This window comes from Dyadobacter sp. CY343, assembly GCF_021390335.1.
Taxonomy (GTDB): domain Bacteria; phylum Bacteroidota; class Bacteroidia; order Cytophagales; family Spirosomataceae; genus Dyadobacter.
This window is the reverse complement of sequence record NZ_JAJUXK010000007.1, coordinates 1-20,631: the sequence shown is the minus strand read 5'-3', so window position 1 is coordinate 20,631 and position 20,631 is coordinate 1. Positions and strand designations below refer to the sequence as shown.

At 46.7% G+C, this 20,631-nt stretch carries 16 protein-coding genes; 11 read left to right on the top strand and 5 right to left on the bottom strand.

Going from position 1 to position 20,631, the window contains the following annotated elements:
- The first annotated feature begins 159 nt into the window (after positions 1-159).
- Positions 160-546: a hypothetical protein gene (locus LZG94_RS21975; protein WP_215236363.1), complete on the top strand. Its 387-nt coding sequence runs from the start codon at positions 160-162 to the stop codon at positions 544-546.
- 92 nt (positions 547-638) lie between these two features.
- Here the strand turns inward: LZG94_RS21975 and LZG94_RS21970 are convergent, their stop codons facing one another.
- The gene (locus LZG94_RS21970) at positions 639-902 is read right to left on the bottom strand and encodes a hypothetical protein (RefSeq protein ID WP_215236364.1); all 264 of its coding nucleotides are present in this window, start codon (positions 900-902) and stop codon (positions 639-641) included.
- Between the two features lie 263 nt (positions 903-1,165).
- On the opposite strand from LZG94_RS21970, the gene LZG94_RS21965 reads away from it, so the two are divergent.
- From LZG94_RS21965 to LZG94_RS21935, 7 genes are all read left to right on the top strand, one after another.
- Positions 1,166-1,786 carry an RNA polymerase sigma factor gene (locus tag LZG94_RS21965; protein ID WP_233793882.1) on the top strand — a complete coding sequence of 207 codons (621 nt, stop codon included), beginning with the start codon at positions 1,166-1,168 and terminating at the stop codon, positions 1,784-1,786.
- Positions 1,787-1,878: 92 nt separating this feature from the next.
- Positions 1,879-3,000, top strand: coding sequence for a FecR family protein (locus LZG94_RS21960; RefSeq protein ID WP_233793881.1), 1,122 nt, complete (start codon positions 1,879-1,881; stop codon positions 2,998-3,000).
- 218 nt (positions 3,001-3,218) lie between these two features.
- The gene (locus tag LZG94_RS21955; protein ID WP_233793880.1) at positions 3,219-6,719 is read left to right on the top strand and encodes a TonB-dependent receptor; all 3,501 of its coding nucleotides are present in this window, start codon (positions 3,219-3,221) and stop codon (positions 6,717-6,719) included.
- Positions 6,720-6,734: 15 nt separating this feature from the next.
- Positions 6,735-8,642 carry a RagB/SusD family nutrient uptake outer membrane protein gene (locus LZG94_RS21950; protein WP_233793879.1) on the top strand — a complete coding sequence of 636 codons (1,908 nt, stop codon included), beginning with the start codon at positions 6,735-6,737 and terminating at the stop codon, positions 8,640-8,642.
- A 20-nt stretch (positions 8,643-8,662) separates the two neighbouring features.
- Entirely contained in the window at positions 8,663-9,364 is a 702-nt protein-coding gene (locus tag LZG94_RS21945) for a DUF3823 domain-containing protein (RefSeq protein WP_233793878.1), read from the top strand.
- A gap of 88 nt (positions 9,365-9,452) precedes the next feature.
- Positions 9,453-12,986 carry a PVC-type heme-binding CxxCH protein gene (locus LZG94_RS21940; protein WP_233793877.1) on the top strand — a complete coding sequence of 1,178 codons (3,534 nt, stop codon included), beginning with the start codon at positions 9,453-9,455 and terminating at the stop codon, positions 12,984-12,986.
- 35 nt (positions 12,987-13,021) lie between these two features.
- On the top strand, positions 13,022-13,762 hold the full coding sequence (locus tag LZG94_RS21935; RefSeq protein WP_233793876.1) for a ThuA domain-containing protein: 741 nt from the start codon (positions 13,022-13,024) through the stop codon (positions 13,760-13,762).
- Here LZG94_RS21935 and LZG94_RS21930 read toward each other — a convergent pair.
- A complete protein-coding gene (locus tag LZG94_RS21930; protein ID WP_233793875.1) occupies positions 13,732-14,067 on the bottom strand; it encodes a hypothetical protein in 336 nt (111 codons plus the stop codon). The two genes, LZG94_RS21935 and LZG94_RS21930, sit on opposite strands and share 31 nt — an antisense overlap.
- 43 nt (positions 14,068-14,110) lie before the next feature.
- Between LZG94_RS21930 and LZG94_RS21925 the strand changes: the two genes are divergently transcribed.
- Together LZG94_RS21925 and LZG94_RS21920 are read left to right on the top strand one after the other, a co-directional pair.
- Positions 14,111-15,229, top strand: a complete 1,119-nt coding sequence (locus LZG94_RS21925; RefSeq protein WP_233793874.1) for a Gfo/Idh/MocA family protein — start codon at positions 14,111-14,113, stop codon at positions 15,227-15,229.
- Positions 15,219-16,088, top strand: a complete 870-nt coding sequence (locus LZG94_RS21920) for a sugar phosphate isomerase/epimerase (protein ID WP_233793873.1) — start codon at positions 15,219-15,221, stop codon at positions 16,086-16,088. The genes LZG94_RS21925 and LZG94_RS21920 overlap by 11 nt, the downstream gene beginning before the upstream one ends.
- 40 nt (positions 16,089-16,128) lie before the next feature.
- Here the strand turns inward: LZG94_RS21920 and LZG94_RS21915 are convergent, their stop codons facing one another.
- The 3 genes from LZG94_RS21915 to LZG94_RS21905 all read right to left on the bottom strand — a co-directional run bounded on the left by LZG94_RS21915 (position 16,129) and on the right by LZG94_RS21905 (position 19,590).
- Entirely contained in the window at positions 16,129-17,346 is a 1,218-nt protein-coding gene (locus tag LZG94_RS21915) for a hypothetical protein (protein WP_233793872.1), read from the bottom strand.
- Between the two features lie 20 nt (positions 17,347-17,366).
- Positions 17,367-18,266: a DUF4097 family beta strand repeat-containing protein gene (locus LZG94_RS21910; RefSeq protein ID WP_233793871.1), complete on the bottom strand. Its 900-nt coding sequence runs from the start codon at positions 18,264-18,266 to the stop codon at positions 17,367-17,369.
- Between the two features lie 109 nt (positions 18,267-18,375).
- Positions 18,376-19,590 carry a hypothetical protein gene (locus LZG94_RS21905; RefSeq protein ID WP_233793870.1) on the bottom strand — a complete coding sequence of 405 codons (1,215 nt, stop codon included), beginning with the start codon at positions 19,588-19,590 and terminating at the stop codon, positions 18,376-18,378.
- 318 nt (positions 19,591-19,908) lie between these two features.
- Here LZG94_RS21905 and LZG94_RS21900 point away from each other — a divergent pair, with 318 nt between their 5' ends.
- On the top strand, positions 19,909-20,439 hold the full coding sequence (locus LZG94_RS21900) for a Panacea domain-containing protein (RefSeq protein ID WP_233793869.1): 531 nt from the start codon (positions 19,909-19,911) through the stop codon (positions 20,437-20,439).
- Positions 20,440-20,631 lie beyond the last annotated feature (192 nt).

The window sequence follows — 20,631 nt, the reverse complement described above, 5'->3', positions numbered from 1 at the left end:
AGTTAGTACGAAATTTTTCGAGTGCACTCTCTAATCTTAAAACTGTATTAGAGTTTGAGAAATCCCGAAAATATTCATTTCGCTATCGCTTCTGGAATACTTTTGGTATAGAAAAGTTATCCGCAATCGGCGTGCTAATCATCTAAAAACCAGACTGAAATGAAAACATTATCAATAATACTGAGTGCATTTCTTGCCAGTGCAGGGATTGCCTCCGCGCAAACTACCCCGGTACCAACCAACCCGGCCCCCGGACAAACTACTCCGCAAACGACACCAACGCAGCAGCCAGCAACCACTGCTCCTGCAACCGAAAGTAAGACGGATTTCAATTCTCCCCAATCGCCGGTACGACCTGCCAATATTCCTTCCGAGGATACCTTAATTAAAGGTCAGACCAGTTCGGGAGCTGTGATCAAGGATACATTAGTACCTTCAAACAGCCGAAAAACAGACAGAATGAATCGCAGAAAGAATAAGAAAGGAACAGCAGAAACCACTGGCGATACCAGTTCAGTGAATAAGGCAGACAGTGGTAAGCCTTAACCTTTACTACAAAAACAAAAGCCCGGAAATTAACTTTCCGGGCTTTTTTAATATAAAAAGTGTGTGCAACTGAATAGTACAGAACGGGCTCGTCAATGATTATTTTGAGATTGCGCAACATTTGGAACAGCGGGTTCGAGATCCTCTTCCCAAAACGGCTGTGTCACCACTGTCTTGTTGTCATTCACCCAAGTACACCATATCTTTCCACTATAAACCCGCTTCGAGGACGGTAATGCCTGATTACCGTTCGCATAGTTGACGGCTTCGATGATCTGGTATTCATCTACCCGCATTAGTCGGGAACCGTTCTTTTCCTTCACCCAGTCATCCTTGACAAAGTTTAACGTGACCATTATTATCGAAATTTTATAACGTTGTCAATGTTACTCAAATGTTATGCCATGAAACTTTGACCTTTTCAGACTTCAATCTGGCTTCAAGGTAGTTTTGTAAATCTTGTAGAAGTAGTTTTCATTAAATCGGCTTATGTGGCTTTTTCGTTTCAGAAGCAAGTGAAAATCGTGAGACTCGCTGCAAGTATTATGTGAATTGATTGATATTAAATAGCATAATAGTATAATTTCGTGCCCTGGTACTTTGTCTAAAAAAGCAGAACGTGGTCGTAAAGGATACTTTTGGCAGGTGGGAAACAGAGCGGCAACTCTGGCTGGCGCTCAGGCAAGGGGACGAGCAGGCTTTTACATTCATTTTCGAAAAATACCACCGTACGCTATACAACTACGGCTGTAAGCTCACCACCCACACCGCAGTAACCGAAGATGCGATCCAGGATATATTTATCGATATCTGGCGGTTGCGCGCTAATCTGACCGAGAATATCTCCTCGATTAAATTCTATCTCTACCGGACATTACGCCGAAGGATTCACCAGACATTGGATAAGTACCCGGCGACCGAAGAGATTTCTGATATTACCGACCCGGAGATCATGCCGTTTTCCTTTTCCGATTCGCAGACAATGCTGATCGAGTCGGAATCTAACCTACTGCGTGCCCAGCGGATCAAAGAGCTACTTGCCCAGCTTCCCGAGCGCCAGCTCGAAGCGATTACCCTGCGCTATTTCGACGAATTCAGTATTGCGGAGATTGGCCAGATTATGGGTGTGAATGAAAAATCGGTGCGTAACTTCCTTTATAAAGCACTTACAGCATTCCGGCAGACCCAAAATGTGATTATTAATTTCCTGCTGATAATCTGCTCCTTATCTAACTTTTAGAATTTTTTTCTAAAATAATTTCATTTTAAAGAGGTCAAATCCGACGATCTCCGCTCTTTGTATTTAAGGGGAATCAACCCTTTCAATATCCAATGAAATACACCCCTTACTCTCTCACCGACCTGATCAGGCTTGATGCATTTGTTGCATGGGTCCTTAACCCCGATGCGGATAGCGAAGCTTATTGGAAAGGTTTTCTGGAACAATATCCTGAAAAAGCGGCAACAGTCGAATCGGCGAGGGAATACATTTACCTGCTGGCAGAAGATACTGGCAAAAACCGTCCTACCGAAGCTCAGAGCAGTAAAATGTGGAAGGTCGTGGAAGATAGCATGTATGTAGAGGAGCAGCCGGTTTTGGAAGAGGAAAAGCCGGCGAAGCATACATGGCAATGGATCCGGGCCGCGGCTTCGGTCACCCTGATTTGTGGAATAGGTGCACTGAGTTTCTGGTATTTTATTCGTCCTCAAAATGTAATTACAAGAAGCGAAGAGCCTGCTGTAATGAAAGAGCAGTCGCTCACAAAAGTTACAAATGATGCAGATCGACCGCGGTTTGTACTATTGCCCGACGGAAGTTCAGTAGTGCTCGAACCCGGCTCCTGGCTCTCGTTCCGCGAGATGCCGGCCGGACAAAAGCGGGAAGTTACCCTCAGTGGAAAAGGCTTTTTTGAGATCGTAAAAGACCCTTCGAGGCCATTTCTGGTGTATTCGAGAGGTATCGTGACCAAAGTGCTGGGAACAAGTTTCAGTGTGGATGCGCGTGAAAAAAGTGGTGAAGTGAAGGTGGAAGTGAAAACGGGGAAGGTGACGGTTTTCTCGGTAGGTAGCGATAATGCGAGTGAAACGGAGGTTAACAAGGCTGAAAAAAAGGGTTTTATTCTTTATCCTGATCAAAAAATTGCCCTCGCCCCTGGCAGCGGCAAAGTCCTGAAACCGATCGCGCCCGCTGTTGTTGCCCAAAATCAATATGATATCGCCTCGCAGCTTTTTGTTTTTGACGAAACGCCGGTCGGTGAGGTATTCAAATCATTGGAGGAAGCATATAATGTAAAAATAAATTGTAGTGTGGAAGCGCTGAAAAAATGTCCGCTAACTGCCACTTTAGTTGGACAGCCTTTCAGCAAAAAGCTTGCGGTGATATGTAACGCCATTGATGCAACCTATGAGATCGACGGAGATCAGGTCAGGATCACTGGAAACGGATGCAGGTAGAAGCATAAATTGTAATTGCCGGAGTCAGGAAGTCTTTTCACCAAAAACCAAAATCAGAATGACATAGAGCCCTACTGTCGACAAAAAAAATCAGCCATGCTGCCACATGACTGATTGGAATCCCCGAAAGTAACGCTAATTACTCGCAGCCACAGAAGTGGCCGCCCGGGAAGATATTGTTGAATAAAATCTCCTTAACCAACAAATCAATCAAAAATATGGAAAAAGTTCGACGAACCGATGACCTGCTCGTAACTCTTATGCGTATCACATTTATACAGTGTTTCCTGGTGTGCCTCTTTGCCGGAGTGTCGTGGGCGGTAGACGGCAGAGCACAGTCGGCCCTCACGCAGAAGGTATCGCTGGATATTGAAAACCAGGATGTTAAAAAGGTTTTGAAAGAGCTGGAAAAGCAAACTAATATCAAGTTTGTGTTCAGTTCCAGGCTGATACAGTCTGACAGAAAAGCAACTATCAAGGTCAGCAATGCGCATTTATCTTCTGTGCTCGATCAGCTGCTCCGGCCGCTGCAACTCAATTACAAAGTGAGCGAAGATCTGATCGTGATCAAGCCGGACAAAACACCGGTAAAAGTATCTGACGTAGAACCAGTTGAGCCGGGATCAAGCTCGATCCAAACAATTGACCGCACTTTACGCGGTACTGTCAAGGACGAATCGGGCACTGCATTGCCAGGTGTAAGTATTGTTTTAAAAGGAACTCAAACGGGTACTTCTTCTGACGAAAAAGGGGCATTTTCATTAACTGTCCCGAACGGAACCGCGACACTGATCTTTTCCTTTGTCGGTTTTCTATCACGCGAAATCATTGTAGCCGAGGGACAAACGGAAGTGGAAATGGCTTTAAAGGTGGACGATAAAGCATTGGAAGAGGTGGTGGTGGTGGGTTATGGTACCCAGAAAAAGGAATCATTGACCGGCGCTATTTCAACGGTGACCAGCAAAGATATCGAGCGTGTTCACGGCGGATCGACTGTCAGCTCCGGGCTGGCGGGAAAGATCCCGGGAGTAACTTTTCGTATGCCCGACGGTCGCCCCGGCGCGAGTGCCAATGTGCAGATCAGGAATATGGGTAACCCGCTTTTTGTGATCGATGGGATTCAGCAGGATGCGGGCCAGTTCAATAACATTTCTCCCAATGATATTGAAAGTATTACGGTACTGAAAGATGCCTCAGCGGCTATTTATGGGGTTCGCGCTGCAAATGGAGTTGTAGTTGTAACTACCAAACGCGGGAAGAACAGTACTAAAAATACGGTCAATATCGACGCTTATACCGGCTGGCAAAACTGGTCGCGCTTTCCAAATGTGGTCAACGATTCGTATCAATGGATGCTCGGCCGCGCAGAGGCGGAAATGAACCAGTACGGGAAAACGACGATCACGCCCACTGAGCTGGAAAAATACAGAGTAGGTACTGAGCCTGGTTATCAGACTTTTAACTGGAAAGATTTTATCATCAAAAAGAATGCGCCCTTGTATTCACTCAATCTGAATATGACCGGCGGCTCCGACAAGATCAGCTACTATATTTCAGCTACGCATTTAAAACAATATGCGGTATTGGGGCGGGAATTTACTTTCCAACGAACCAATATCCAGAGTAATGTAGACGCGAAAATTACCGACCGCCTGAAACTGGGTGTGCAGATCAACGGACGTATTGAAGCCCGCGACCAGCCGGGTATTCCCGGAGCCGATGATTACTGGCTGCCACGTTTCGCTATTCTGAGAAACCGGCCATTTGAGCGACCTTATGCCAACGATAACCCCGAATATCTGAACGATATCAAGCATAATGAAACAAACTGGGCTTACAACAATAAGAAACTGGGAGGTTACTGGACGGAATACTGGCGCGTTTTGCAGAGCAATTTTACGGGTGAATATATGATTCCTGGCGTAAAAGGGTTGGTAGCCAAAGGGCTGTTTTCCTATTACATCGCCGACCGGGTAATGAACGGGCACGAGTACACTTACGAAGCTTATACCTACAATCCTACCGACCAAAGCTACACCGTAACCGGTGGAAGTACCAACCCCTGGCGCGAGCGCGGGACCAAAAAGGTAATGCGGAATGTGTATCAGGGTCAGCTTAATTACAATAATACATTTGGCAAACATACCGTAGGCGCAACCTTCGTGGCCGAGCGGCAGGAAGAACAAACGCAGGAACAATGGGTGCATTCGGTGCCGAAAACAAACGTGCTGCCGCTGATCTATTTCCCGACTATGGATACTTACAACGACTCAGATTCTGAGCTAGCGCGTATAGGGTATATCGGTAGGGTAAATTATGATTTTGCCAATAAGTATTACGTCGAACTTTCGGCCCGCCGCGATGCTTCCTGGAAGTTCGCACCCGATCGGCGCGTGGGTACTTTTCCATCGGCTTCGGTAGGCTGGCGGATCACGGAGGAGAAATTTATTAAAGATCTCATCGGTCCGCGCAGCATTCTCGACGACCTGAAATTCCGCGCTTCCTATGGTGTTCTGGGAGATGATAATATCCTTTTTAACAATGATCCTAACAACCCTTTGAGTCCGTACGCGTACCTGCCGGGCTACAATTACAACCAGGGAAATGCGATTCTGAGCGGAAATCCGGTGGTTACTTCCAGAGATAAAGGGCAGATTATCAATAACATATCCTGGTTCAAAAGTAAGATCACAGATATAGGCGCTGATTTCTCATTCCTCGGAACGAAGATCACAGGTTCCGTGGATTATTTTTACAGACTTCGCACTGGCTTGCTGGGACGCAAATATGATCTGCTCGTACCGAGTGAGCTAGGTTACAGTTTGCCCGACGAAAATGTAAACAGCGATTCGCAGCAAGGCTGGGAAGGCGCGCTGACTTTCAATGGTAAATCAGGGGAGATCAACTATTCGGTAGGCGGTAATGTGTCATTTTCGAGAAGCAAATTTGTCGCTTCTTACCGGCCGATTTTTAACAATGCACAGGATCAGTACCGCAACTCTCGGGAAGCCAGATATGATAATATTTTCTGGGGCTACGAAACGGTCGGGCAGTTCCAGTCGCAGCAACAGATCAATGAATATCCTGTGAATATCGACGGACAGGGAAACCGTACTTTACTTCCCGGTGACCTCATCTACAAGGATTTCAATGGAGATAATGTGATCAATAACTTGGATGAAAGACCGATCGGCTATACCACAAACGGGCAGCCCAATATCAATTTCGGGTTAAATATGTCCGTAAGCTGGAAAGGTTTTACATTGAATGCCGACTTCTCGGGCGGTGCGATGTACACCTGGAACCAGAACTGGGAACAGCGCTGGGCATATCAGAACGACGGTGCATTGAACAGCATTTTCCTCGACCGCTGGCGCCGCGCCGATCCTTTTGATCTGAATAGTGAATGGATTCCGGGCAAATATCCCGCATTGCGTTACAACGACGGCTCGCACAGCAACAATAATAAGAACTCGACTTTTTGGGTGCACAATGTCAAATACATCCGCGCGAGAACGATCGAGCTTAGCTATTCGCTTCCGAAATCGGTTTTGGAAAAGCTGAAAATGCAGCGCGCCCGGGTATATATCAACGGATATAACCTGTTTTCCATCGATAACCTGAAAGAATACGGGATAGACCCGGAAATAGCAGACGACAACGGGCTGCAATATCCGCAATCCAAATTCGTGAACGTGGGTATTAATCTGTCAATCTAATAATCTCAGATTCAAATGAAAAAGATATTTTATATACTACTGATCGGCGTTTTAACACTGAATTGGGGATGTGACGACGATGCATTCCTTAACCGGCCACCCACCAATATCCTCACCGACGCGCAGATCTGGAATAGTGAAGAGCAGGTACTGTCGGTTTTGGGAGATCTCTATAATCGCTACGTCGATATTGCGACGTTCAAAACCATTAACGATATTCCCGGCTGGACTACGATCGGCGATTTCAATGAAGCATTCTGGTCTGAGGCGGGACGGTACAATGCATTTCAAAACAGCGGCTGGGATGTCAGATCCTGGGCTGCCTGGGATTACGGTTATATCCGTGAAATGAACCTGTTTATCCAGAAATGTACAGCTGCTGAAAAGTTGGATCCGGGTGTAAAAGCGAGGTTTCTGGCAGAGGCACGTTTCCTGCGCGCTTCCTATTATTTCGAATTGGTAAAAAGAATGGGCGGCGTGCCGTTGATCTTGGAACCTCTGACTTACGATTTTAGCGGCGATCCAAGCTATTTGCAGCATCCAAGAGCCAAAGAATCCGAAATATATGATTTCGTGATCAGTGAAGCAGAAGCGATCAAAGCTGATCTGCCGGCCAATGTGGGTGAGAAATCCCGCGCAACCAAAGCTGCGGCGCTGGCGATGGAAGCACGTGCGGCATTGTATGCAGCCTCAATTGCAAAGTACGGAGTGAATACACCTTCCGTAGCATTGCCAGGAGGAGAAGTGGGTATTCCGGCGTCGATGGCGCAGGGTTACTACACCAAGGCACTGGCAGCTGCCAAAGCGATCATTGACGGAAGCGTCGGCGCATACGGACTTTACACGAAAAAGCCCGATCTGTCTGAAAACTTTGCGAGTATTTTCTATGATAAGGCTAATAATCCCGAGGTCATTTTTGTAGAGGATTATAAGCTGCAAAGTGGCAAAGTGCATTACTTCACCGGCTGGAACCAACCGCGTTATGGTGCGGAAGAAGAAGAGGGCGGCCGCATTAATCCGTCCTTGAATTTCGTGGAAGCATTTGAAAAACTGGACAATACATTCGCGCCGATCCCCACTGTGAATGCAGCAGGTACGCCGCTTTATTATGATAATCAGGTTGATATTTTTGCGGGAAGGGATGCGCGGCTCGCCGGTACCGTTATGCTGCCTGGCACTACATTCAAAGGTCGCGCTGTGGATATCTGGGCTGGTTTTCAGCTTGGAAACGGTACGATCGTAAGTGGCGACGACCGTGGTGCGCAAAAGACTTTACCCGGCAAAACCGTACCCGAGCAGGTAGTAGGTTTCGATGGTCCGATCGATGGTTTCGAATTTACGGCCCAAACCGGTTTTTACCTTCGGAAATACCTGGATCCGGTAGTAGGCTCTGGTCAGCGGGGAGTAAATAGCGAGGTCTGGCTGGTAAGGTATCGCTTTGCAGAAGTGCTGCTGAATGCAGCGGAAGCGGCTTTTCACCTTGGCCAGCTTCCGGTGGCTGCTGAATACATGAATATGGTACGCGCACGCGCAGGTTTGGTAACGCCGCTCAAAGCCGCCGACATCAATTTTGACCGGATTGTCCACGAAAGAAGAGTAGAACTCGCGTTCGAAGGGCATTATTTATATGATATGAAAAGATGGAGGATCGCACACCAGATCATGGACGGAAATGCGATCAGCCAGGCCGAATTGTCAAAGGACCTTGGAAAGGCGACGAAACGGAACACGCAGCCTTACGGGCTCTGGTCATACAAAATCTATAACCCAGGCTCGCCTACGAATGGAAAATGGATTTACAAAGTGACCAGATTGAGCCGCGTAACCGGTGCAGACCGTTTTCAGCTGGGGAATTATTATTCCTATATCAGCGACGATGTTGTTAATAACAATCCCAAAATCGTCAGAAATCCTAATCACTAAGGCATTTAAAATATCAGATCATGAAAGTAACAGTTCAACTTTTGACCATATTCCTGCTCGGGTTTGTGATGCTGTCTTGCAGTAAAGACAATTTCACGGACCCCAAGTCGACACTCACGGGCCAGATCGTTTACAACGGCGAGCCGATCGGGGTCGAATTCAACCAGGTACGCCTGCAACTCTGGCAGCCCGGATTTGGTAAGCTTGCGCCCATTGATGCGCCGGTTGATCAGGACGGGAGTTATTCTGCTCTTTTGTTCAATGGAAATTATAAACTGGTAGTACCCTCCGGCCGCGGCCCGTTCCGTACGATCCAGCAGGACGCTTCTAAAAAAGATACCCTTTACGTGGCGCTCAGTGGAAATCAAACGCTTGACGTGGAGGTGCAGCCCTATTATATGATCAGAAATGCGAGTTTCAATGGCGGCGAAGGAAAAGTAGCAGCCACTCTGAAACTGGAAAAGATCATTACGGGTGTGAATGCAAAAGACGTAGAGCACGTGTCGTTGTTTATCAATAAAACCAATTTCGTATCGCGCGCAACCAACATTGGCGTCGCCGACCTGAATGCAGCTGACCTGAAAGACCTGAATGCGATTAGTCTGACAGTCAGCGTGCCGGCACTGGTACCGGCTCAGGATTACGTATTTGCCCGTGTAGGAGTTAAAATCAAAGATGTGGAGGATATGGTATTCTCTCCGGTTCAAAAAATCGACTTATAGTTTTAAACCGGGCCGGTCGCAAGCTGGCCCGGTCTATTTTCCATCAAGCCCGCAAAGGGAAAAGCGCCTAACCCCGAATTTTTATATAATGAAGAAAAACATCCTGATCCTTTTTACCGCATTATTCATTGCCGCCTGTGCGAGAAATCCTTCCGGAAATAGTGGGAACAGTACAGGAAACAAGTCAGCCCGACGCGGAGAAGTACTTTTCCTGGGGCACAACAGCAAGCACCACGATTCGGGCAAATACGCGCCCTGGCTGGCGATTAAGCTTTTCAAAAGTGGTGTTAATATGAGCTATACCACTGATTTAAAAGATCTTAATACTGAAAATCTAGCGAAATACGACGGGTTGATCATTTACGCGAACCACGATTCGCTGGCCCCGGTGCAGGAAAGTGCGATGAAAGCATTTGTAGAAGGTGGCAAAGGTTTGATCCCGCTACATTCGGCAACGGGCTGTTTCAAAAATTCTGAATGGTATATTAAAACAGTAGGCGGACAATTTGCCTCACATAAGGTCGGGACTTTTAAAAATACAATCCTCAAACCTGATCACCAGGTGATGAAGGGTATTACGGATTTTGAAACGTGGGACGAAACTTACGTGCACAAAAACCTCAATCCTGACAAAACCGTATTGGGCGAAAGAGTGGAAGGCGACCACCACGAACCTTATACCTGGGTTCGGAATGAGGGAAAAGGACGCGTTTTCTATACCGCGTACGGTCACGAGGACAGTACCTGGACAAATAAAGGATTTCTGGATCTGGTAAGAAATGGCGTCGTGTGGGCAATAGGCGACGATGTCCAGAAAAGCATTCAGGCATTGCAGCTTCCTGACGCCGATATCTACGACTCCGATACGATTTCGCATTATACCAAAAGACACATAGTACCTAAAATGCAGGATGCGCTTTCACCGGCTGAATCTAACAAGCTGACGCAGGTAGCAGCCGGTTTTGAGATACAACTATTTGCAGCAGAGCCGGATATCACCAACCCGATCGCGATGGCATGGGATGAAAGAGGCAGGTTGTGGGTGGTCGAGTCGGTGGATTATCCCAATACATTTAAAGAAACGGACGGCGCGGCAAACGACCGGATTAAGATCTGTGAGGATACGAATGGCGATGGAAAAGCAGATAAGTTCACCGTTTTCGCCGACGACCTCAATATTCCGACCAGTATGGTTTTTTCAAATGGCGGGATCATCGTTTCCATGGCGCCGGATTTTGTGTTTTTGAAAGATACCAACGGCGATGATAAGGCCGATGTGCGTGAAGTGATTATGACTGGCTGGGGTAAAAACGATACCCACGCGGGACCGTCTAACCTGCAATACGGCTTCGATAATAAGATCTGGGGCGTAAATGGGTACTCTGGTTTTAAAGGCGAGATTGAGGGAAAACCCTACAATTTTGGGCAGGGCGTATATCATTTCAAACCCGACGGAAAGGACTTTTCCTATTTGGGAAGCAGCAGTAACAATACCTGGGGGCTGGGAATGACGGAAGATAATAATGTGTTTCTGTCGACAGCGAACAACACGCACAGCGCGTTCTATTCGATGCCGGGCAAATATTTGCAGCGTTCGGTTGAGGGAGAAGAGTCGGGAATACAGGCTGTGCAAAAGATCGACGGACATTACGATGCACATTCAATGACGCCCAATTTGCGACAGGTGGATGTGGTAGGTGGTTTTACTTCTGCTGCGGGCCACCGTTTTTACACAGCAAGATCTTTTCCAAAAGAATACTGGAACCGCGTTGCATTTGTATCCGAACCGACGATCAGGCTGGTGCATAATGCGATTATTGAAAAAGACGGTGCTGGTTTTAAAGAAAAAGACGGCTGGAATTTGCTAGCCAGTTCCGACGAATGGTTTGGTCCGGTGCATGCAGAAGTAGGCCCCGATGGTGCGGTTTGGGTTTCTGACTGGTACAATTTCATTATTCAGCACAATGTATTCGTGCCTGCGCAATCGCCTGCTGAATTTATTATCCCTTTCAAAGAGCAGCCACGCGGGCCTGGAAATGCATTCAGCAGCCCCATGCGCGACCTGAACCACGGCCGGGTTTACAGGATCGTTTATAAGAATGGGAAAAAATCAGAGCCGCTCAAACTGTCCAAAGACGATTTGCCGGGCTTGGTAAAGGCATTGGAAAACGACAATATGTTCTGGCGAATGACAGCGCAGCGACTGCTTGTCGAGTCGGGAAAACGCTCGGTTGTACCGGATTTGTATAAGATTATTGAAAATCAAAAAATAGATGAGATCGGGTTAAATAGCCCGGCTGTGCATGCATTATGGACTTTACACGGGCTGGGTGTTCTCGACGGATCGGATATGCAAAGTCTGGCGGTAGTGAATAAAGCATTGTCGCATCCTGCTGCGGGCGTTCGCAAGGCAGCGGCTTCGGTATTACCGAAGAATGCGCAAAGTTTTGAATCGCTGCAAAAGCTCATGAAGGATCCTGATCTGAATACAAGACTTGCGGTTTTTGTGGCTTTGGTTGAAATGCAGGAATCGGAAAAAGTGGGCGAGGCGATTTTCCAGGCTTCTTTGGAAGAAGAAAATGGCAAGGATAAGTGGCTTTCAAAAGCGTTATTGGCCGCTGGAATTCAGCACGAAAAAGGATTTCTGGCGGCTGCTGGTAAACACAGCGGCAGTTCCTCACTTTCAGGTCAGATCAGTAATGCTTTGAAAAAGGAGGTTTATGCATTGGGAAGGCGCAATATGCTTCAATTCCCGCCTGATGTAACCGGGAAAGAAATCACGATCAAAGCGAGCGTAACGAAAGGAAAAGACCGGGCTTTGCAAGGATTTATCGCTGGTCAGGGAGGAAAGGAAGGCGGGTACGCGCTTTATATTCAGGATGGGAAATTGATTATGGCCGTAAAACAGCACGGAATGCTGGCGCAGGCCGCTACTAGTCAGCCTTTGCCGGAGAAATTTGATGTGGAAGCTGGCTTGAAAAAGGACGGGGTAATTTTTATTAACATTGACGGCAAACCCGCCGCACAGGGGAAGGCACATATGCTTTTCGCGACGCCGCTTGTGAATACGGTTCGTACGGGCGAGGATATGGAGGGTGAAAATAACATTGGAGCTTACGAAGGCAAGTTTGGCTTCGCCGGCAATTTCCAGAAAGCAACATTGGAGCTGAACAGACCGGAGGAAGGCAGGGCGGCTGAAACGGAGGCAGATCAATCTAAAAAAGGAGGCGCCAAGACAGCCGGAGCGACCGTAATCGAGCTGAAAGTGGAAATGGAGATCATGCAATTCGATAAAAAGCTGATTACCGCAAAGGCCGGGCAAAAAGTAGTGATCAACCTGGAAAACCCCGACGGAATGCAGCATAATTTGGTGATCATCAAACCCGGAACTTTGCAAAAAGTAGGAAAAGCCGCCGATGAAATGTTGCGCGACCCGAAAGCTGCCGAAAAACAGTATGTACCGAAAATCTCGGAAGTATTGCATTTCACCAGGCTAGTCAATACGGGGGAAACGGTAACGCTTGAATTCACTGTACCTAGTGAGCCGGGAGACTATCCTTACGTGTGTACCTTCCCCGGACACTGGCGCGGAATGAACGGGATTTTGAGGGTAACAAGATGATATTCAAATTTTTAGTTAAATTTTAAATACAGTTTATGTTGAGATTCATTCAAAAGTTAGCGCTGCTTTTTGTTGTAATTGCGCTGGTCGCCGGCCAGGCAGTGGCGAATATTCCACCTGCCAAAAAGCCGATCCGCGTATTAATGGTCGGTGGTGGTTCTTCCCACGATTTCGACCGCTGGTATAAGGGTGAAGATGTGGCTACTTTGCAGAAAGACGGACTGGCCGTGGTAACCTACACCAGCGATCCGTCGACCATATTGTCCCAGTTGCCCAATGCAGACGTGCTATTCCTCGCCAACAACCAGCCCATCCCCGACGAAGCAACAAGAAAAGCAATTTTCGCATTTGCGGATGCAGGAAAAGGGCTTATCCTGGCTCACCCTGCCATTTGGTATAACTGGAAAGACTGGCCTGAATACAACGAAAAACTGGTAGGCGGCGGCTCAAAAGGCCACGACAAATATGGTCCGTTCGATGTAACGATCACCGACAAAAAGCACCCGCTCACAAAAGGATTACCAGTAACTTTCCACCTCGACGACGAGCTTTATTATTTCAAATCAGACCCAGCTGCGACGCCGATTGAAGTGCTTGCTACCGGGAAGGCTACGACCTCGGAGAATACGTATCCCAGCTTATTTGTGGTTAAGTACCCAAAAGGTCGCGTAGTTGGGATCGCGCTGGGTCACGATGCAGCGTCGCATACAATTGAGCCCTACAAGAAATTAATACGTAACGCTGTTCAATGGGCGGCGGGCCTTTCCGTCGACTGAAGTCGACGGGTATTGATTGGGGAATGAGCGCGAGGCGCCATTTTAAAATCATCGCCGCAGGTTTCAACCCACAACGAATGAAATGTAAACAAGCGCGAGGCGCAAAGCGCCAGCCCGAAATCAATTGCCCCGGGCTTCAGCCCGGGGATGATGAATAATGATGATGAATAATGATGATGAATAATGATGATGAATAATGATGATGAATAATGATGATGAATAATGATGATGAATAATGATGATGAATAATGATGATGAATAATGATGATGAATAATGATGAATAATGATGATTATTTTTAATCATCAATGAATTTAATGAGTTTGAAATCAACAATTAGATTGAAAGCATGAGTCAGAAACAAATTACAGTAGTTATTGTGGGAATGGGTTTTGGTAAAGAATTTATCCCGATCTATCAAAGTCATCCCAATATCAAAGCAGTCGGAATTTGCACGCGCAGCAAAGAAACGCGCGACGAGCTTACTGCCAAGTTTAACCTCGATCCAAACCTGGTATTTGAGCATTTCGAAGATGTTCCGGGCCGCGACGATGTGGATGCGATCCATGTGGTAACGCCGGTTCCTGAACATGCGAGAATGACTCTGGCTTCATTAAATGCCGGAAAACATACTGCCTGCACCATTCCGATGGCGATGACCAAGGAAGATTGCGAGGCGATCGTTGCTGCGAAACGCAAGTCAGGGAAAGTGTATATGATGATGGAAACTGCATTGTACACGCGCGAGTTTCTGTATGGTTTGAAGCTTGCAGAGAACGGCGATCTGGGCCGGATCCAGTTTGTGCGCGGGTCACATATTCAGGATATGAGCATGGAAGGCTGGGGTGAATATTGGAAAGGTTACCCACCAATGCTGAACGGTACGCACGCGATTTCGCCATTATTAAAAATCAACAATACCATCGCAGAAACAGTAGTTTGCCACGGTTCGGGCAGGCTTTCCGAAGATCTGGCCAGCCGCTACGGATCGCCTTTTGCCGTGGAAACAGCCACATTTACCCTCAAAAATTCCGATGTAGTGGCCGAGGCTACGCGCTCGCTATTTGATGTAGTGCGCCAGTACCGGGAGAGTTATGATGTATATGGAACGAAAATGTCCTTTGAATGGGAGCAGTTGCAGGATGAAAGTCATATCATTTTTGACGGGGGCGAAAATGCAAAACGCATTGACGTGCCTGATACCGATGAGCTGCTGATCGAACCGATCAAGCATTTTACCAAAAGAGAAAAAATTGACGACCCGAACCACGTTTCATTCCTGCAGGGCGCAGGTCACGGAGGCTCACATCCACATTTGGTACAGGAATTTGTCGCTGCGATTATAGAAGGCAGAGATTCGGCGGTGGATGCGGCGCTGGCTGCCAACTATACCTGCGCCGGAATATGCGCCCACGAATCGGCGATGAATGGCGGTATCCGGGTGGATGTGCCAAGTTTTGAAGAATAAACAAATCAGTATGCTATTTGGCGCGAGCACATTTATCTGGGTTTCCCCATTTTCCACACAGGATATTACCCTGCTGACAAAGGTGAAAAACATGGGCTACGATATCATTGAGATAGCCGTGGAAGACAAAAATCTGATCGACTGGAAGCAAGTGAGGGAAGTAGCCCGCGACCTCGACCTGAAAGTGACCATCAGTGGCGCTTTCGGGCCCGAGCGGGATATTTCAAGTACTGAACCTGCCTATCGGGAAATAGGTAAGGAATATATTATCGATTGCATTAAAATAGCAGCAGAAATGGGCAGCCCGATCTTTGGTGGGCCACTTTACTCTGCTGTCGGAAAGACCAGGATTGTTTCCGAAGAACAGAAAAAACAAGAACGTAACTGGTGCATTGAAATCTTAGGTGAAGTAAGTCAGGTAGCCGCAGATCATGGCATTGAACTGGGTTTAGAGCCTTTGAACCGTTTTGAAACGGATATGATCAATACGGTCGACCAGGCGCTGTCGCTTGTGCGGGACGTCAATCATCCGAATTTGAAGATCGTGATGGACACTTTTCATGCCAATATAGAAGAAAAGGATATTCCCGACGCGATCCGGAAAATTGGAAAAAACCTGCTCTGTCACGTCCAGGGCAATGAAAGCGACCGGGGTACACCTGGCACCGGGCATCTTGAATGGGAAGGTATTAAAAATGCATTGGTCGAAATAGGCTACGAAGGCGCCGTAGTGATCGAAACCTTCGGGCAGCCTTCCAAAGAACTCGCCCGCGCAGCCTGTATCTGGCGCCCGCTGGCCAATAGCGCCGACGAACTGGCAGAGGAAGGTTTAACGTTTTATCAGGAATTATTTCAGTAAAACATCAGGCGGAAGCTATTTCCGCCTGGTGTTTTTTATCTCAAAACGTCATACCAAGGGACATCTTCGAGCTGAAAAAGTTATTAGGCTTTCCATATAAAGTGCTTCTGTTGTAAAAGGCAGAAACATCAAAATACAGCCGCTTGAACAGTCTTTGCTGGTAACCCAGTGCCAGCGAAAACATGGGACTATCGAACCTTTTAGTTTGAGATTGCTCGTTGTAAAATTGGCTTCGCACCCATGTCCAATCATACGCTGCCGAAGCAGCCCAGTACACACCTGAAAAACTGTTTCCCGTCTTCCCGCGCAGCATTTGGTGTTTTTGAAGAAAATAGTGACGCAGGCTAACACCCGTGGTCACATTGCCAAATCTGTAATAGTTATCGTTGTGATAATTCGCATTGGCATACGCACTGTAAGAAAATGCACTTTTCCCGATTTTTCGCTCGTACGCGATACCAAGCGCCGCCCTCTGATATTTCAGCCCGATCACCAGATCTGGGAGCTGGACTTTCCATTGATCCTGGTCCTGTTCGTCGCATCGCAAAATGTCACAGGTCGGGGTTTTATCCGATCTTTTCCAGTCGCCAAAAGCAAGTCCCACATTGAATTGGGTGGCGATCATCGTGTTTCTGAATTTCGATGTAGATAGGTTATCCCGAAGTATCGGAGAACCGTTACCTTCAAAAACACCCACAGCAAAATCAACGAAACCACTATTAAAAAACCTGCTCTGGAATCCGTAAAGCAATCCTATCCGGCCTTCATGCGCTCCGCGGTTACCATATTCACTTCGGGTGATCACAGGTTTTTCATAAGACAGACCAAAATAGGCACCGCTGAAATTATTGGCGCTCAGCCCGTCTTTCATGCGTTGATTCATCTGGTAGTACCAGCGCAGCTTTGCATTGGCCCATACATTCAAAGTCTTATTCGGGTCAAAAGCAATATTCCTTAAAAGACCCAGATTTTCAGTGCCATTCTGTACATAAGCGCCCGCTTCCAGCGAAAGTGAGGGGGAAAGCTTGTATTCGTAAGCCAGGTTAATGCCGGTCCCGCGGAGCGACGAGCCGCCGGCTGAGATTTTAAACATGTGGCGGGTCGATACTTTGGTCATAAACACATTCTCGTACCGGTCGATAAAATGTTGCTTCAAGAGGGTGTCTTCCTCTTGAGTATAGGTAATCTGTGCATTGTCTTGCGCAAAGGCCGGTCCGCTGATTATCAATGTCAGCAGCAGGATTGTTGAGATTTTCATAAATGATGATTTTGATACGCTTACTTAATTGTCACCTGCCCGAATTCCGCATTGATATCGACGTTCGCCAATTGATTTTTCGAGAAAAATGCTTCTTTAAAATCTGCGGTATTTCTTTTCCACTTAAACCCGTTCGGGAGTTTCATCGTCGCGTAGGCGCTATTGATTGTGTAATCAAATTGCTGCCAGTTCTTGGCAAATAAGGTGACTTCTGATTTTTTAGATCGTATTGCCAGGCTGGTTAAACCGGTCGTGGGATAGATCTCCACGTTTCCATACAATGCATCCAGCTTCACGGATCCGGAAATATGGTCGAGCCTGATATTGGTCCGGTCTGTTGAAAAAGTAAAGGTGCCGGCAAGCTCCGTGCCGCTCAACTCTCCGAATGTAGTATTCAGAATGCCTTTGCCGCTCAGATCAGAAAGTGTAGTTGTGCAGAAATCGGCTTTTAAAGTCAGGCTTTTCATCAAACCTTTCAGCATAATATTGCCAAAGGTGTTTTTTAAATCGACTGCGCAGGAAGCCGGGAGGTGAATAATATAGCGCGCTTTTAGATTAGAAACCGGCTTGTTTTCGCCGTCTTTCAACACAATATAATTTCTTAAAAAATAATCCTTCCCATTACGGTCGGCTATATACTGCATCTTCGCAAGGTCCTGGGCCGCGGTGGCGCGATCGGGGTGCTTTGCTGATAATTCCATCACAACAGAAATATCATCTTTGCCCCACGTGACCATTTCAATATCCGCTTTTTCGGCATTGATATACAATGTCCGCACCGTCGGCCCACCGATCGTCCGCTCGATTTTCTTCGTCGCAACCTGCAAAGTGGCCTGCGCCTGAGCCATTGAGATAAGCGACAAGCAAAAGACGAGGGTTACGGGTATCGCTTTATTGAATATAAAATTGTTCAGTTTCATGATTTTGCGAGATATTTTGCTCTTGCTGCTGATGTAATTGCTATTCTTCATTATACCAGCCAGGGTTTTCTTAAAGAGTCCGGGAAGTGTTCAAATGGTTGTATGCAGATTAAAGTGTAAGCCCGAACCCAAGCCTGATCGCGCTGAGCCAGTGTTTTTCATAAGGGCCGGGTTTTAAGAAATTGTAACTGGAACTCAATGCAAAATCAAGATAGGCTTTCCCAAAAAGGGTTTGCTGGTATCCCAAAGCTGCACCAGCTCCCATATGCTTTTTGGGTCTTCCTACACTGAAAATGGTTTCGCTATTGTAATACACAAAGTCACTATGCGGCCCGAGGTACAGACCCGACAAATTGTTACCTCCGGTACCCCGGCGAAGCTTTTCTTTTGTATCCAGATAATATCTCAGTTGAAGTGACGGCCAGATTTGAATATCGTTGCTGGCCCGCCTGGCTTCCGTGCCGGTTTGCAGGGAGGAAACAATGCGCATGTAATCGGCGTTTACCTGCGCGTTAACGGACAATGGCCGGTTGCCAAGTTTTCGTTCATAAGCTAATCCGGCGGTTGCCTGGGCGAACCGGGAGGAGAGGTAGATTTTTGGCCAAAGCAGTTTCCATTGCTGTGACAGCGACTCGTCGCAGCGTAGTACTTCACATATTGCCGCATTCCTGTTACGCCGCCAGTCGCCAAAAGCAAGCCCCATACTCGTTCGGGAAACAATCGCGAAATCCGATTTTTTACCTGCTTCGTAGCTCAGCAGGGCAGGGTAATATCCTTTCTGATAAAGCTGGTAAAATGCTCCGATCGCAAACTCGATCCGCCCGTTATTCAAAAACCGCCGCTGCAAACCGAATTCTGAGCCGAATCTTGATAACTGGTAATTCGATTCAGCAATTCCCCAGCTTTTTTCGGCTACAACCGCCAGATAATTGCCGGTAAAGTTGTTGACATTTACACCCTCCTTAATCCTGCGTTTCATGTCGTAGTACCACCTTCCGTACACATTCGCGACCAGCGTTCCTGAAAAATCCGTCTGACTCCCCCAGCCTCCGCCCGCCGTAATTTCGGTGCCTAATGAAAAGGAAGGGAATGCTTTATATTCATATCCGACGTGGTAGGAAGTGCTTTGTGTCTGGCTGTTTTCGACTGCAAAAAGGTAGTTGGGAGAGAATGTCAAACCAAGCTTAAACATGTGCCGCGTTGGCACTTTGGTCATAAAAACATTCTCGTACTGATCGATAAACCTCTGCTTAACAAGCGTATCTTGCTGCTCCTGGGTATAAACAACTTCCAAACTATCCTGCGCATACACGGATTGAAACACGAATAACGATAAGATTAAGGATAATACTTTCATAGCAAAACAAGCACAGGTTGTGTTCTTTTGCTTAAAAGAGGCTGACGTAGGGGCGGAAGGTTGTATGGAACCTGCAAAAAGTATTATATATAGCTAGTAGGATTCACAAATTACCTATTTGAATGGCAGAAGCGTGGAACCGAATACCGCAGGATATTCAGTTTTCGTTATAACAAGAGATTTGTCGAACTTTGGCAAAACCCTAATATTCTGGCTGTTTGGTATAAAGATCGTCTCTCAATAAGTCATTTAAATTAGTTCGGGATATTTCTAATTTTCGATAACATGAATACGATAGAGGAGAAAACAGAAATCACAATTAGCGCCATGCTCTATATTTTAAAGCATTTAGGCGGCAAAAGTGATATTCATAAACTGTTCAAGATCCTATATTTTGCCGAGCAAAAACACCTGGTCAAATATGGATCGGAAATATCAGGTGATAGGTTTCACGCCATGAACAACGGGCCAGCACCATCCCTGGCATACGATATAACAAAAAGCTTGCGCGCCGGGAAGCCGACTTTTGCCAAATTCTTCGAAACATTTGGAAACTACAGTATTAAAGGAGTTTCTGAACCAGATATGGATTGGTTGTCTGAGTCGGAAATTGCTTGTCTGAACGAATCAATTCAAGAAAATCAGCATCTGGACTTCAAGACACTAACAGAGAAATCTCATGATGCCGCGTGGGCAGACACAAAGCCTGACAGGGAGATAGACATCATAAAAGTTGCAAAAGCCGGCGGGGCTGACAAAGATATGCTCGACTACATTGAAGATTCTATGTCTTTAAGGTTTGCCGAATTTGAATGATGATCTTTTAGGCTAAATATGAGTTCACTTTTAGGCTGCGTACTTAGGATGTTTGTTAAAGATACTGGACCTGCTACCTTTAAGCGGACATTGAGTTAAGTGAAACTTTTATAACTTAATACATATGTCAGGAGAAAGAAGAGTATTTGATAAGGAGTTCAAACTGATGAGCATTGAGCTGAGTAATAACCG

Excerpts from the sequence above, each read along its gene's own strand:
- LZG94_RS21975 (WP_215236363.1), top strand. The coding sequence starts at position 160 with ATGAAAACATTATCAATAATACTGAGTGCATTTCTTGCCAGTGCAGGG.
- LZG94_RS21970 (WP_215236364.1), bottom strand. The coding sequence starts at position 902 with ATGGTCACGTTAAACTTTGTCAAGGATGACTGGGTGAAGGAAAAGAAC.
- LZG94_RS21960 (WP_233793881.1), top strand. The coding sequence starts at position 1,879 with ATGAAATACACCCCTTACTCTCTCACCGACCTGATCAGGCTTGATGCA.
- LZG94_RS21955 (WP_233793880.1), top strand. The coding sequence starts at position 3,219 with ATGGAAAAAGTTCGACGAACCGATGACCTGCTCGTAACTCTTATGCGT.
- LZG94_RS21950 (WP_233793879.1), top strand. The coding sequence starts at position 6,735 with ATGAAAAAGATATTTTATATACTACTGATCGGCGTTTTAACACTGAAT.
- LZG94_RS21945 (WP_233793878.1), top strand. The coding sequence starts at position 8,663 with ATGAAAGTAACAGTTCAACTTTTGACCATATTCCTGCTCGGGTTTGTG.
- LZG94_RS21940 (WP_233793877.1), top strand. The coding sequence starts at position 9,453 with ATGAAGAAAAACATCCTGATCCTTTTTACCGCATTATTCATTGCCGCC.
- LZG94_RS21935 (WP_233793876.1), top strand. The coding sequence starts at position 13,022 with ATGTTGAGATTCATTCAAAAGTTAGCGCTGCTTTTTGTTGTAATTGCG.
- LZG94_RS21930 (WP_233793875.1), bottom strand. The coding sequence starts at position 14,067 with ATGATTAAAAATAATCATCATTATTCATCATTATTCATCATCATTATT.
- LZG94_RS21925 (WP_233793874.1), top strand. The coding sequence starts at position 14,111 with ATGAGTCAGAAACAAATTACAGTAGTTATTGTGGGAATGGGTTTTGGT.
- LZG94_RS21915 (WP_233793872.1), bottom strand. The coding sequence starts at position 17,346 with ATGAAAATCTCAACAATCCTGCTGCTGACATTGATAATCAGCGGACCG.
- LZG94_RS21910 (WP_233793871.1), bottom strand. The coding sequence starts at position 18,266 with ATGAAACTGAACAATTTTATATTCAATAAAGCGATACCCGTAACCCTC.
- LZG94_RS21900 (WP_233793869.1), top strand. The coding sequence starts at position 19,909 with ATGAATACGATAGAGGAGAAAACAGAAATCACAATTAGCGCCATGCTC.